Origin of the sequence: Neochlamydia sp. EPS4, from assembly GCF_000813665.1 — a bacterium.
In the GTDB taxonomy this organism is placed as follows: Bacteria; Chlamydiota; Chlamydiia; order Chlamydiales; family Parachlamydiaceae; genus Neochlamydia.
In genome coordinates this window covers 34,922-48,633 of record NZ_JSDQ01000091.1, presented here as the reverse complement: position 1 = coordinate 48,633, position 13,712 = coordinate 34,922, and the positions used below count along the sequence as shown (strand labels likewise).

The following is a 13,712-nucleotide window of genomic DNA, read 5'->3' as shown; positions in this document are numbered from 1 at the left end:
AGATGAAAAAAGCTAAAGATTTTAGAGATCAATCGTTAGAAGATTTAGAAGCCAATTGTAAGGATGCACGTAGAGATCTTTTTAACCTTATAAATGAAATGAAGCAATCTAACAAAGTAGAAAAGCCTCATTTAGTACGCCATAAAAAAAGGGAAATAGCCCTCTTGCTGACTGTCATCAACGAAAAAAAGCGGTTAGCATAAATAATATACCAACTTTGAGGTTAGAAGATGGAAGAAAGAGGAAATCGTAAAGAGAAAAAAGGTATTGTAGTCTCTAATAAAATGACTAAGACTTTAGTCGTCAAGATTGAAAGAAGGCTGCGAGATCCTGTATATGGCAAAGTGACTAAAAGAAATAAGAAAGTCTTTGCCCATAATGAAGGGCGACCTTATGAAATAGGCGAACAGGTTACTATTGTGGAGACAAGGCCACTATCAAAATTAAAAAGATGGCGTGTTGTCGCCTAGCAAATTGTATAATATATTTGGAGTTAGCAACGTATGATTCAACAAGAAACGCAGCTCAAAGTAGCCGACAATTCAGGTGCAAAGCGCGTCAAATGCTTTAAAGTATTGGGTGGTTCTAAACGCCGTTATGCGCATGTGGGTGACATTATCGTTTGCTCAGTACAAGAAGCTGAACCAGAAGGCGGAGCCAAAAAAGGCGATGTAGTAAAAGCAGTTATTGTCAGAACGGCTGCACCTATTAAAAGAGACGATGGAACGGTTTTGAAATTCGATACGAATGCTTGTGTATTGATCGATGACAAAAACAATCCACGTGGTACACGTATTTTTGGACCCGTAGCTCGTGAAGTACGCGATAGAGATTTTCTCAAAATTGCCTCACTGGCACCAGAAGTGATTTAATAAAAGGGCTAGTAAATGACTAAAGTTAAAACACATAAAGCAATCCGTAAAGGCGACAAAGTAATCGCTATCGCGGGCAACTTTAAAGGACAAAAAGGTGAAGTGATTGCACGTTTGGGTGATAAACTCCTGGTGCAAGGGCTTAATCTGCGCAAAAAGCATGTTAAAAAAAGTGAAGCTCATCCCCATGGCGGTATCATTGAACTAGAGAAAGGTATTCATATCTCTAATTTAAAAGTGTTAAATACTGAAGATAACCCTGTTAAACTTAAGGCTCAAAAAAGTGATGAAGGCCATAAGGAATGGGTTTACAAGCAAGATGACAAGCATGTTGTTCATCGTGTTGTTAAAAAAACAAAATCTAAAAAGAGTTGAAAGTTATAATGTCTAGGTTAAAGAAAAATTATCTAGAAAAGGTTAAACCTGCGCTACAAGAAAAGTTTGGGTATACAAACCCTATGAACATCCCTGGTTTGAAAAAAATCGTGGTCAATATGGGTATCGCTGAACCTTCAAAAGATAAAAATGCTATTCAAGCTTGTGTTAATGAGTTGACCCTGTTGTCTGGACAAAAGCCGGTAATTACTAAAGCGAAAAAAGCTATTTCAAACTTTAAACTACGTGAAGGCCAGCCAATAGGTATTAAGGTCACATTGCGTGGAGTAAGAATGTATGATTTCCTTGATCGTTTATCCAACATCGTGAGCCCACGTATACGTGACTTTAGGGGCTTTCCTACCAAATGTGATGGGCAAGGCAACTATACATTAGGACTTGATGATCAGCAGGTTTTTCCTGAAATTAATCTTGACGAAGTTAAACGTACGCAAGGGATGCACATTACCTTTGTTACAAGCGCCGAATCAGATGCTGAGTGTGTAGAGCTCCTCCGTCTGCTTGGACTCCCTTTTAATAACCTGCCGGTTTCGGTAATAGCTTAAGATAGGAGATGAAATCATGGCAATACCTAGTGATCCCGTAGCCGATTTCCTCACAAGGATTCGCAATGCTGCTAAAGCGGAACATCGTTATGTAGATGTTAGCTGGAGCAAGCTTAAAGAAAACCTTGCGGAGATTCTAAAATTATATGGCTTTATCGAAAATTATTTAGTAAATAAAGACCAAAATCACCGTGGAACTATCAGACTCTTCCTCAAATATGTTGAGGGTCGACAGCCTGTTATCCAAGGACTAAAAAGAGTATCAAAGCCAGGCCTACGAAAATATGTTGGACATGAAGATATTCCACACTTTTATGGTGGATTAGGTCTTTCTATTGTTTCTACTTCGCAAGGATTAATGGCAGGTAACGAAGCTCGTAAAAGACATATCGGTGGCGAATTGCTCTGCCTGGTATGGTAATATTTAGGTATAGTTTGCCCATTAGAAGGAGTTTATAAATGTCTCGTAAAGGAAAAGCACCAATTCCCTTGATAAAAGGTATAGAAGTTAAGCTTGAAGATTCTACCCTAACCGTTAAAGGCCCTAAAGGAACTCTGACCCGCGAAATCATCTCCGGTATTGAGGTGGTCATTGAAAACGATCATCTCCAAGTTAATTTGACCGCAGGGCATGAAAAAATGAGTAATTACCATGGGCTCTATCGATCCCTTATCAATAACATGGTGGTAGGCTTATCGCAAGGTTTTACTAAAAAGTTAGAAATGATCGGTGTAGGTTACAGAGCGGTAGTGCAGGGTCAATTATTAGATTTACAAGTTGGTTATTCACATCCTACTAAATTGACAATACCTGAGGGTTTGCAAGTAGCTGTAGAGAAAAATACGACGATTGTAATTTCAGGTTCTGACCCTCAGCAAATTGGACAGTTTGCTGCACAGGTTCGTGCGATCAGGCCTCCAGAACCCTATCAAGGTAAAGGTATTCGTTATGCAGGCGAGTATGTCCGTAAAAAAGCTGGTAAGTCGGCTTCTGCGAAAAAATAATTGTTAGGTAGAAAGGCTCAATGAGGATCGTATGATTAATATAACCAAAAAAAGACATAAATTACGCATTAAACGTGCATTAAGAGTACGTAAAAAGATTCATGGTACGAGTGAGAAGCCACGTTTATGTGTAGTGAAAACAAATAAGCATATTCAAGTGCAACTTATTGATGATGATAACCATGTTACCATCGGTAGTGCTGCAACTTTTTCAAATGAATTTAAGAATACTGAATTCGCTAGAAAAAATAAACTTTCAGCTGCTAAACTTGGCGAGAAAATTGCGCAAATTGCACAAAAAAATAATATAAAAGAAATCGTCTTCGATAGAGGACCATTCAAGTATCACGGAATTTTAGCCGCCCTTGCTGAAGCAGCAAGATCAGCTGGGCTTCAATTCTAAAACTATTTGGAAAAAATTTAGGATAAACCTAATGGCAAAAAGTAATGACAATCCCAAAAAAGAAAGAACTAATTCTGAATTTAACGAGAAAGTTCTTTATATTAACCGCTGCTCCAAAGTAGTAAAAGGTGGACGTAAGTTTAGCTTCTCAGCTTTAATTCTAGTGGGCGATGGAAAAGGCCGCATTGGTTATGGCTTTGCTAAAGCCAATGAGTTAACTGATGCCATTCGTAAAGGTGGAGAGTCTGCTCGCAAGAACATGATCACCTTTGCTAGTGAAGGGACTTCAGTACCTCACGAGGTTTTGGTCAACTGGGATGGCGCTGCTATTTTACTTAAGCCTGCGCCGGCTGGTTCAGGAGTAATTGCTGGATCTAAAGTACGAGCTGTGCTTGAATTAGCAGGTCTTAAAGATGTGATGGCAAAAAGTGTTGGTTCTAACAACCCAATTAACCAGGTACGTGCAACCTTCAAAGCTTTGTCCCAATTGAAAAAACGTGAGCAAATTAAACAGATGAGAGGCCAAGGATGACATCACTCAATAAATTACAAGATGTATCACGAGAAAGAAAAAAACGCAGACGTGTGGGTAGAGGAATTGGCTCTGGACTTGGCAAAACCTGTGGTCGGGGTGAAAAAGGAGCAGGCTCTCGTTCTGGTTATAAAAGACGCTTAGGTTACGAAGGTGGCCAATTCCGTCTATTTATGAAGTTACCTATTCGAGGCTTTAGTAACGCACGATTCAGCAATAAATATGAAACTGTCAATCTCGGTCAAATTAACGAGATGTATAGTGACGGTGAAACTGTAAATGCTCAAACACTCGCTGAAAAAGGTTTTGTTCGTGGCAAAATTCGCGGGATAAAAATTTTAGGGGATGGAGAATTGAGTAAAAAAGTTAAAATTGAAGTAAAAGCCGTCTCCTCAGCAGCGCAAGAAAAGCTACAAAAAGCAAAAATTGCTATTGAAATTGTTTAGAGATTAAGAGCGCTTACTAAATCGAGGTAGAAGATGTTCAAAGAGCTACAGAAAGTTTTTCAGATTCCCGAGCTAAGAGCAAAAATTCTATTTACAATTTTAATGCTAGCAGTCTACCGTGTAGGGGGATTTATACCCGTCCCTGGAATCAATGGAGAAGTGGCAGTAAGTTTTTTTAGGCACGCGACGGGTGGGGGACAGAATCTTTTTCAACTCGTCGATATATTTTCGGGAGGAGCATTCTCCCAAATGACAGTGATTGCCTTGGGTGTTATGCCTTATATTTCTGCCTCTATTATTATGCAGCTAGTGGTGGCGCTATGGCCTTCTTTGCAGCGTGAAATTAAAGAAAATGCAGAACAGGGCCGTAGAAAAATTAACAAATATACGCGTGGCTTGACAATCATTTTGTCTATCCTCCAATCGGCGATGTTTGCTAAATATGCCATCCAAATGAATTATAGTCGCCCAGGTATAATTACAGGTGAATTGTTAGATGCTCAGATCTGGGGCATGCCTATCTTATTTTATTTGCTTTTCATTTTCACTATGACCGCAGGAACAGTTCTCTTGATGTGGATAGGAGAGCAGATTACAGAAAGAGGAATTGGCAATGGAATGAGTTTAATTATCACAGTAGGTATTGTTTCGCAATTGCCTACAGCGATTGGGTTGATTATTCAGCAGTTAAACTTAAACTCTCAAGAACCAGGTGCAATGAATTTTACGACCGTCCTCGTGCTTATCGCCATATTTGTTGTAGTAGCATTAGGAACTATATTGGTCATACAAGGACATCGACGCATACCCTTGCAATATGCTAGGCGTGTAGTAGGTAGAAAAGAAGTACAAGGGGGCAACTCCTATATTCCTTTAAAAGTTAATTATGCAGGGGTAATACCAGTAATTTTTGCTTCCTCTTTGCTTATGTTTCCTGCTATAATTGCTACCTTTGCAGGAGCAGGTAATCGATTAAGTGAGATCGCTCAGTGGCTATCTCCAGGAAGTACCCTTTATATCTTATTGTTTGTAGGTTTAATTATATTTTTTACCTACTTTTGGACGGCTACTCAATTTAGACCTGATCAGATAGCATCGGATATGAAGAAAAATGGAGCATTTATACCTGGAATAAGACAGGGTAAGCCCACCCAAGATTATTTAGAATCTACTATGAATAAAATTACTCTCATAGGGGCTATTTCTCTTGCTATGATTGCCGTATTACCTACCATAATAGGCCGCTTATTAGGAGTGCCAGCAACGATTAGCTACTTCTTTGGGGGTACAGCTTTGTTGATTCTTGTAGGTGTTGTTTTGGATACAATGAAGCAAATCGAATCCCATTTATTGATGAAGAGATATGAAGGCTTCATGAAGAAAGGTAGAGTAAGAGGAAGAGGATAAAAATAGCATTTGCAAACTAGCTTTACATGTAATCATCTGAACAGTTCAAATAATTACATCCACAGCAAGTCAAACGTTTTCATAAATAAAGCTTTTGCTAATAAAGTGAAAGTATGGTAAATTTTCGAATTCCATTTTTGAAATTTTAGGAGAGATTCAATGCCTAGAGTTATCGGTATAGATATACCGGATAATAAGAGATTAGAAATAGCACTAACCTATATCTACGGAATAGGTCGTAGCTTATCAAACGAGATTATTGAGAAGCTTGGGTTTGATCACAATATGCGTGCTCACAAGCTAACCCAAGATGATATAGCACGTATTAACAACTTGCTGCAATCTGAATATATGGTAGAAGGTGATTTACGCCGGCAAGTTCAAAATAACATCAAACGATTAATATCTATTCACTCTTACCGTGGAACTAGACATCGTTCTGGTTTACCTGTTCGAGGACAACGTACAAGAACTAATTCTCGTACACGTAAAGGTAAACGTAAAACTGTTGCTAATAAGAAGAAATAATTTTAAGAGGAGTGCTCTACTTTGTCTAAGCAGTCAGCCACAACAACAACAAAAAAGCCTGTTAAAGCAAAAAAAAGAAGCCATCAGAATGTTCCATCTGGAATTGCCTTTGTGAAGGCGACTTTTAACAATACAATTATTGCTATTACTGACCCTTCGGGTCGCGTCATATCCTGGTCTTCAGCCGGAAAAGTAAACTTTTCAGGTTCTCGTAAGTCTTCAGCGTTCGCAGCGACTGTAGCTGCACAAGATGCAGGCAAAGCAGCTATGTCGTTAGGAATGAAAGAAATTGAAGTTAACCTAAAAGGGCCAGGAGCAGGTCGTGAATCTGCTGTACGCGGTTTGCAAAGCACTGGTTTGTTAATAACTGCTATTCGTGATACCACACCAGTACCACATAACGGGTGCCGTCCTCGTAAACGTAGACGGGTGTAATAAACACTCAGAAATTTTTAATTATTTAGGAGTCGCTTAATGTCTGTCAAATACGGCAAGTTCGAAATGCCCCAAAAAATTTTAGTAGAAGAGGATAAAGACAATTCCAACGTGGCTCGAATCATTGCAGAACCTTTTGAGCGTGGATTTGGTCATACAATTGGAAACTCCATGCGACGTATGATGCTCTCTTCTTTAGAAGCTCCTGCTATTATTGCCTTGCGTATTGAAGGGGTGCCCCATGAATATATGGCCATTGAGGGTGTTATCGAAGATATGACCAATATCGTGCTCAATTTAAAAGGTGCTCTTTTAAGAAAGTTGCCAACGGATGAAAGTTCTTACAGCCGTGATACTCGCATTTTGACATGTGTTTTAGATATTACTCAAGAGGAGCTTGACAAGAATAATGGTCAGTATAAAGTTACTCTAGGTGATATTGTAAAGGATGGTTCATATGAAGTTGTTAATTCGGGACTTCATCTATTCACGGTTACTAAGCCTATGAAACGCCAATTAGATCTGCGTGTGGCTATAGGTCGTGGCTATGTACCTTCAGAACGGCATATTATTTATGATAAAACCGCTGATGAAATCCTTTTAGACGCCTCCTTTTCACCTGTACGTATTGTTAACTATTTTGTAGAAAATACACGCGTAGGTCAGGATACAGATTTTGATCGCTTAATCTTTGAAGTCGTGACAGATGGACGGGTGACTCCTGTAGAGGCAGTTTCATTTGCTTCTCAAATTGGTGTTAAGCATTTTGACGTATTTACAAAAGCCAAATCCCACTCACTTGTGTTTGACGAAGGATTGGGTGATGGAGATAGCGATGCCGATGAAATGATGGAAAAACTTTGCCTTCGTATCGATGAGATTGAGTTATCCGTTAGGTCAACCAATTGCTTGAGTGGAGCAAACATTGATACAATTGCTGAACTTGTATCCATTCCTGAGAGAAAAATGCTTGAGTTTCGAAATTTCGGTAAGAAATCTTTAAATGAAATTAAAGCTAAACTTCATGAAATGAACTTATCTCTTGGCATGGATCTTTCTCGCTATGGTATTACACATGATAATGTGAAAGATAAGATCAAGCATTACAATGAAGACAAAAAAGGTAGAAAAGAATTAGCAAAAGTTGAAGATTAGCAGCTAGGTAATAAGATATGAGACACAGAAAAGATACATGTAAACTAAGCCGTACCAGTTCACATAGACGGTGTATGTTTGCCAATATGTTAAAATCATTGATCGAGAATGAGCGCATCGAAACAACGGTGCCAAAAGCAAAAGCGCTACGTCGTTATGCCGATAAAATGATCACTTTAGCAAAGAAAAACACTTTAGCTACCAGACGTCGTGCAATTAGTGAAATGATGGTTCGTTTCAACGCGTTGACTGACAAAGAAGCACGTGCTGCTCGTAAAGGGGACACAAGTGCCTATAATACAGATAGGCAAGTGATTGATAAACTATTTAGTGTATTAGGACCACGCTTTGCAAGCAGAGCGGGTGGATATACACGAATCGTAAAAGCTCAACGTCGTGTGGGCGATAATACTCAAATGTGTATTATCGAATATCTTGACAACTAAGAGCCTAATCTAGTTATTATAGAGTTTTAGTATAGAAGATCGCATAATTATGCGATCTTTTTGTATCTATATACATTTTTAAAGGAACGTTGCCCATGAGGAGTAAGACACTCAAAGAAGCTCAAAACCCTCTTATTTTGCGTTGCCATCGACTTATCGAAGGTTTTACAAAGTCCGATGATGAACGTGATTTTTACCTTGACCGCCAAGAGGGCTTTATAATTTATGTAGACCTGGATAAACCTCAGGAAGAGATTGAGGCATTAGAACAGGAATTGCGCCAGAATAGTGAGCGTTACTTTCTTATTCCTAAATTAACTTTTTATGAAACTAAAAAGATTATGGAAGGTTTCGTCAATGAAAAAGTATATGATATTGATACGAAGGAAAAATTACTAGAAATCATTCAATCCAAAGAAGCTAGAGAAAACTTTCTTGAGTTCATCTACGATCATCTTTCCGAATTAGAAAAATGGCAGCAATTTTACCAAGAAAGGTCTCGCATTCGTATTATTGAGTGGTTAAGAAATAACCAGTTTCATTTTGTGTTCGAAGAGGATTTAGATTTACCCAAATCACTTTTAGAAAAGGTTAAACGCCACCTATTTGACACAAAAGTAGGTAAAGATATCTTACAAGCTAGAAAAGCCTTGCTAGCAAAAGCTAAGACCTATTACTCTAATGAGGCTCTAAATCCTCGTCCTAAACGCGGAAGGCCTCCAAAGCAAGCTGTCAAGCAAGAGTTTGAGCCTCAGATTGCTACTGATGTCTATACAACTGTGCCACCTTCTATGCGTTTGTTTTTATTTACACCTGATTTAACCGCCTCAGCAGTGACCTTCTCTTCTAAATTTGAAAATGAGGGGCAGCTTTTAGCAAGCAGGCGTCATCTCCACGATGGCATGGATCAAAATCTTCAGAGTATTAATCAAAAGTTGGCAGCTTTACGCAATTTATCTACCAAATGGTTGGATCAGGATAAAAGCAAGCCAGAGTCTAAAAGATTTATAGAAATAGCTGATAAGGTAACTATTAATCATTTTGATGGAGAAGATGAAGAAGAGAAAGAAGATTTTGCCTTCAAAGCTGATAACAATCAAGCAATTAGCAAAGCTATAGATGTGAACGGGGCACCTTCGACATCTTCTAAGCCAGCTAAGAAGCCTACTCAGAAGTCTAAAGATAATTCTTCTTCACGCAAAGCTAAAGCTGTAAAAGCTTCTCCTAAGGAGAATAAACCTAAACCGTTAGCTAAGAATAGTAAGATTAAATTAATGGATTCTAAAACAGCTAAAGGTAAACCTAAACAAAAAATTAAAGCCAATAAGCCTCCGAAATAATCCTGCTCATAGCTAGTGCTCGTGCGGTATGAATAGCTTTTAGCAAGGGAGCGAACGTTTCGGATACCTGATTTTACTATATTTAAGGTTAGTTTAGGCAACATTTTCCTATGATTGCCTACCCTTTTTTATACATTCATCTCTTACTTCTCTGTATTCTTTACTTCTTCTTTCATAACAATTAGCAGCTTACCCATAAGATTTAAATAGCCCTTGCTCTGCTGTCAGAGGGTTGTACGGTGCTGCTAGAGAAATAATTTAAAACTATCCTCCAAAGAGGAAAATCATGAGAAGAGGCTCTCATTGGCGTCCTGCAAAGTTTAGATAAAGGATAGCATCTAATGGGTTTCGTTTAAAATGTTTATAGGGCCGCCCTCTTTTTTTCATAGGAAACAATAAAAGCTTATTTCTTCCCATTCTTTTTCTTTATTGCTCAGCTCAGTAAAGTAGCTTCTTAAGCATTATGCTCCTCCTTCTATTGAATGGGTTTTTATTTATCAAAAGCAGAGGTTCGAGGACACCTTCTTAGATACTTGTTATTTGCCTGATTGCCTGCTTCCTGGTCATGAATGTCAACTAATTCTATCTCCTCTTTTATTCTCAACTCCTTCTAAGAAGGTTTATTTAGGAAAAGATTATTTTTTGTCCTGTACAGATATTTTTTTTTGCTCTTGGTAGATACTCTCTAGATTTTTGTAACTTTCCACTGTCTGTGGATGATTTTTTCCATAAACCTTAAGGTTAATATCAAGTGCTAAATGGGCGTACTTAAGTGCTATGTCTAAATTTTCTTGGGCTTGATAGATCCTTCCCAGATTAGTATAATATATTGCTAGTGTAGGATGATTTTCACCAAAAAGCTTAAGATCAATGTCGATTGCTTGATTGATATACTCAATAGCTTTTACTGAAAGTCCTTGTTTTTCATAGAGGACTCCTAAATTATTATAATTGCATGCCACAGTAGGATGGTCTTTGCCAAAAAACTTAAGGTCGATGACGAGTGCTTGATTGGCACACTCAACGGCTTTTTCTAAATTGCCTCGAGCTAAATAGATTCCTCCTAGATTGTTATAATTTATAGCCACTGTAGGATGATTTTCCCCGAAAAGCTTAAGCTTAATATCGAGTGCTTCATTGATATATTCAAAAGCTTTTTCTAAATTACCTTGCTCCTCGTAGATTTCTCCTAGATTGTTGTGGGCTATTGCTACTTTGGGATGATTTTTTCCATAAAGCTTAATATTAATGGCGAGCGCCTTATTGGCATACTTAAGGGCATTTTCTAAATTTCCTTGCTTTTGATAGAGAAGTCCTAGGTTGTTATAACTGGCGGTAAGAAAGGGATGATTTTCGCCGAAAAGGTTAAGGTTAATGGCAAGCGCTTTGTTAATATACTCTTCCGCCTGGCCTAAATTGCCTTTGTCTAAGTAGACGCTTCCTAAAGTTTGGTAATCTATTGCTACCGATGGTTGATTTTCACCTCCCAGCTTGATGTTAGTTGCGAGGGCTTTGTTAATAAGCTGAATGGCCTTTTTTAAATTTCCTTGTTTTTTATAGATTTGCCCTATGTGGTTGTAAAGCCCTGCGACAGTCGGATTATTTTCGCCTAGAAGCTTAAGGTTAATCTGGAGAGCTTCTCTGATATAATTAAAAGCTTTTTTTAAATTTCCTTGGTTCTCACAAATAAGCCCTAGGTTATTATAAGTTATTGCTACCAGGGGATGATTTTTGCCATAAAGATTAAGTCGAATTGTGAGTGTTTTATCAGCATATTTACGGGCTTTTTTTAAGTTTCCTTGGTCCTCATAAATGAGGCTCAAATTGTTATAACAGGTAGCTACATGCGGATGGTTATTACCGTAAAGCTTAAAATTGATGAGAAGAGCATGACGGATAAATTCAGTTGCTTTTTTTAAGTTTCCTTTATCTTTGTATAGCATTCCTAAATTATTGTAATCTTTTGCCACCATGGAATGATTTTCACCGAAAAGCTTATGGTCTATTGCAAGGGCTTGATTAAGAGATTCACTTGCTTTTTCTAAATTCCCTTGTTCTTGGTAGACTAAACCAAGGCTATTATAGCTATTTGCTACATAGGAATGATTTTTACCATACAGATTAATATTAATTTGGAGTGCTTGATTACCATACTCAGCTGCTTTCGCTAAATTTCCTTGGGCATAGTAGATCATTAACAAGTTATTATAAACTGTTGCCGCCTCGGGGCAGTTATTACCGTCGTGCTTAATAGCAATAGCGAGTGACGCGTGGGCATATTTAGCAGCTTTTTCTAAATTTCCTTGGTTCTCGTAGATAAGCCCAAGAGCTGTTAAGGCATAAGTGTTTTCCGAGTTTTCTTGTATAGCTTTAAGGTAACACTTTTTTGCCTCTTCTTGTTGAAATATTCTTCTGGCTATGTCTCCCTGGATCTGGGGCGAGTCATCATCTAAAGAGGAAGAGGTAAGTCTCTCTTCATGACCTGAGAAAAACTCTTGAATAGCCTGACGGAATGGAATAAAAGTATGATAAATCTTTTTTATATTTTCTAATGCTTTATGATCTAAAGCAAACTGCTTTTGGATAAGGGTAGGCTCATCAAACTTAAAGGGTCTGATTAATGGGTTCATCATCTCTCGCTGGGCTTGATAATGAGAATAGGTTTTAAGGCGCATAAATAGCGCTATACTCATCCACTCATTTAGTTTTTCAGTCGCACTCTCAGTTATAACACCTAGCTTATTTAGCTGCTTTATTCTGCTAAAGGTATCTGAAGCCGTTACAGCTTTAAGCAATGCTAACCTATCTAAAGCCAGATGAGGAAAGCGATAAAAATCATCTTTGACTTTAAAAAGCATGCCCTCCCTACTTAAATCGCCCATTCCTGGATCGAAAGTATTCATATCTGCTAAAAACAAATGAAATTTAGCTAAGTACTGACGCAGAGTAAGATCTTTTTGGCAAGGAGCATTAAGTTTTTTTTGAACGTTTTCCTTATACTGCTGAGTTAATTCGCGACTACCTTGAAGGTGAGCAAAATTTAAAAGCTCCAAGGGAAGATGTGGTTCTCTTTCATGCCACCACTGATTTTCATTATCTTTACCAATATATTGAGCCATCTTCTCTGGAGTCTGGATAAGCTCAAATGTCTTGCCATTACCCAAAGGAGTTTTGCAGCCTTTTCCTTCAACTCCTGCCCCATCAAAGGCAAAGCCCCTTGGCGTAATGTCATCAAAAAAATTGATGGCTTTTAAGCAAGGAATATTTAAAGCAGGTAGAATCGTTTCGCCTAAGTTGATCACTTTCAAGTGAAGAAGAGTGGTTAGACGTCTGAAATAATCTCTATTAATAGGATTATCTTCTTGGATAAGAATGCCAAACTCTAGATCGGAGTAAGGCGTCATCTCTTCTCTAGCAAGTGAACCAAAGCCTATCATAGAATATTCACAAGGTGGAGGCCCTAGGGTATCTAGGCTTTGTGCCACAATCTGTTTAAAAAAGATTTTTATTCTTTGAGCTATTTCACGATAGAGCTCCATTACTTCTTGAGAAGAAGGGGTTTCAGACAAGGCTTGAATTTTTGCCTCTATTCCCTTCCTAAATTCTTTTAATATCTTACGGTTGCTTTCAAATTGATCTTTTATTGTGGCTAAGTCTACACTTCTGCCTTTACATTCTCTAACAAGTAAATCTTGAACTTTTGATAACTTTTCTTTAAGAACTTTTTGTTTGCTTTCTAGGGGATGAGATAGAAAAAGCCTTTGCAAAGCATAGTTATAAAGCCCTGCCGCTTGCAGAAAAGCTTCGGAGGTCCCTTTTTCCACATAAACATCCCCGAGTTTTTCTAGGTAAAAGGCTTCTTGAATAAGGTTTTTCTTTCGAATAGCATGTTTTAAAGCTAAGGTATAGGCTTTTTCTTTAGCTAAAAAACTGCTTTCAATTAATTGTTTCCACTCTTTACAAACCAATTGTGTTCGGCGTAAATCCTGTGGTCCTAGTTCTTTAAATATTTTTAAAGCGATCTCCGCGTAAGCTGTGGTATTTTTTATAAAATCTTTAGATTGTTTTTCTTGTTTCTCAAAGGCAGGAAAAATTAAAGGGTGAATGCGAAGAGTCTCTGATGAAAGCTGATGCATAATCTTATCCATTTGTTAACAAATTATATCATTTTAGGTTTATTGTTAATTTATGAAAAGAGATTA

The 13,712-nt window shown here is 37.9% G+C and carries 17 protein-coding genes; 16 read left to right on the top strand and 1 reads right to left on the bottom strand.

Features of this window, described 5'->3' with window-relative positions:
- The first annotated feature begins 2 nt into the window (after positions 1-2).
- The 16 genes from rpmC (at position 3) to DB42_RS08870 (ending at position 9,510) form a co-directional block, all read left to right on the top strand.
- Positions 3-203 (top strand): 50S ribosomal protein L29, encoded by a 201-nt coding sequence (gene rpmC, locus DB42_RS08945; protein WP_039383808.1) that lies wholly within the window; start codon positions 3-5, stop codon positions 201-203.
- Positions 204-230: 27 nt separating this feature from the next.
- On the top strand, positions 231-470 hold the full coding sequence (gene rpsQ, locus DB42_RS08940) for a 30S ribosomal protein S17 (RefSeq protein WP_039383809.1): 240 nt from the start codon (positions 231-233) through the stop codon (positions 468-470).
- Positions 471-503: 33 nt separating this feature from the next.
- Complete coding sequence (gene rplN / locus DB42_RS08935; RefSeq protein ID WP_039383811.1) at positions 504-872, top strand: 50S ribosomal protein L14; 369 nt, start codon at positions 504-506, stop codon at positions 870-872.
- Positions 873-887: 15 nt separating this feature from the next.
- On the top strand, positions 888-1,247 hold the full coding sequence (gene rplX, locus DB42_RS08930; protein WP_039383812.1) for a 50S ribosomal protein L24: 360 nt from the start codon (positions 888-890) through the stop codon (positions 1,245-1,247).
- 8 nt (positions 1,248-1,255) lie between these two features.
- Positions 1,256-1,813 (top strand): 50S ribosomal protein L5, encoded by a 558-nt coding sequence (gene rplE, locus DB42_RS08925; RefSeq protein WP_042241377.1) that lies wholly within the window; start codon positions 1,256-1,258, stop codon positions 1,811-1,813.
- Positions 1,814-1,829: 16 nt separating this feature from the next.
- The gene (gene rpsH / locus DB42_RS08920) at positions 1,830-2,234 is read left to right on the top strand and encodes a 30S ribosomal protein S8 (RefSeq protein WP_039383816.1); all 405 of its coding nucleotides are present in this window, start codon (positions 1,830-1,832) and stop codon (positions 2,232-2,234) included.
- Positions 2,235-2,272: 38 nt separating this feature from the next.
- Positions 2,273-2,818: a 50S ribosomal protein L6 gene (gene rplF, locus DB42_RS08915; protein ID WP_039383817.1), complete on the top strand. Its 546-nt coding sequence runs from the start codon at positions 2,273-2,275 to the stop codon at positions 2,816-2,818.
- Positions 2,819-2,849: 31 nt separating this feature from the next.
- Positions 2,850-3,221, top strand: coding sequence for a 50S ribosomal protein L18 (gene rplR / locus DB42_RS08910; RefSeq protein ID WP_039383819.1), 372 nt, complete (start codon positions 2,850-2,852; stop codon positions 3,219-3,221).
- 31 nt (positions 3,222-3,252) lie between these two features.
- The gene (gene rpsE / locus DB42_RS08905; RefSeq protein ID WP_039383820.1) at positions 3,253-3,753 is read left to right on the top strand and encodes a 30S ribosomal protein S5; all 501 of its coding nucleotides are present in this window, start codon (positions 3,253-3,255) and stop codon (positions 3,751-3,753) included.
- Positions 3,750-4,199 (top strand): 50S ribosomal protein L15, encoded by a 450-nt coding sequence (rplO, locus tag DB42_RS08900; protein ID WP_044882667.1) that lies wholly within the window; start codon positions 3,750-3,752, stop codon positions 4,197-4,199. The genes rpsE and rplO overlap by 4 nt, the downstream gene beginning before the upstream one ends.
- 33 nt (positions 4,200-4,232) lie before the next feature.
- On the top strand, positions 4,233-5,606 hold the full coding sequence (gene secY, locus DB42_RS08895; protein ID WP_044882666.1) for a preprotein translocase subunit SecY: 1,374 nt from the start codon (positions 4,233-4,235) through the stop codon (positions 5,604-5,606).
- Positions 5,607-5,765: 159 nt separating this feature from the next.
- Positions 5,766-6,134, top strand: coding sequence for a 30S ribosomal protein S13 (gene rpsM, locus DB42_RS08890; protein ID WP_039383824.1), 369 nt, complete (start codon positions 5,766-5,768; stop codon positions 6,132-6,134).
- 21 nt (positions 6,135-6,155) lie between these two features.
- Entirely contained in the window at positions 6,156-6,569 is a 414-nt protein-coding gene (gene rpsK, locus DB42_RS08885; protein ID WP_039383825.1) for a 30S ribosomal protein S11, read from the top strand.
- A gap of 39 nt (positions 6,570-6,608) precedes the next feature.
- Positions 6,609-7,724, top strand: coding sequence for a DNA-directed RNA polymerase subunit alpha (locus DB42_RS08880; RefSeq protein ID WP_039383827.1), 1,116 nt, complete (start codon positions 6,609-6,611; stop codon positions 7,722-7,724).
- A 17-nt stretch (positions 7,725-7,741) separates the two neighbouring features.
- A complete protein-coding gene (gene rplQ / locus DB42_RS08875) occupies positions 7,742-8,170 on the top strand; it encodes a 50S ribosomal protein L17 (RefSeq protein WP_039383828.1) in 429 nt (142 codons plus the stop codon).
- Between the two features lie 95 nt (positions 8,171-8,265).
- Positions 8,266-9,510 carry a UPF0158 family protein gene (locus tag DB42_RS08870; RefSeq protein ID WP_044882665.1) on the top strand — a complete coding sequence of 415 codons (1,245 nt, stop codon included), beginning with the start codon at positions 8,266-8,268 and terminating at the stop codon, positions 9,508-9,510.
- 635 nt (positions 9,511-10,145) lie between these two features.
- Here the strand turns inward: DB42_RS08870 and DB42_RS08865 are convergent.
- Complete coding sequence (locus DB42_RS08865) at positions 10,146-13,646, bottom strand: tetratricopeptide repeat protein (protein ID WP_044882664.1); 3,501 nt, start codon at positions 13,644-13,646, stop codon at positions 10,146-10,148.
- Between the last annotated feature and the right edge of the window lie 66 nt (positions 13,647-13,712).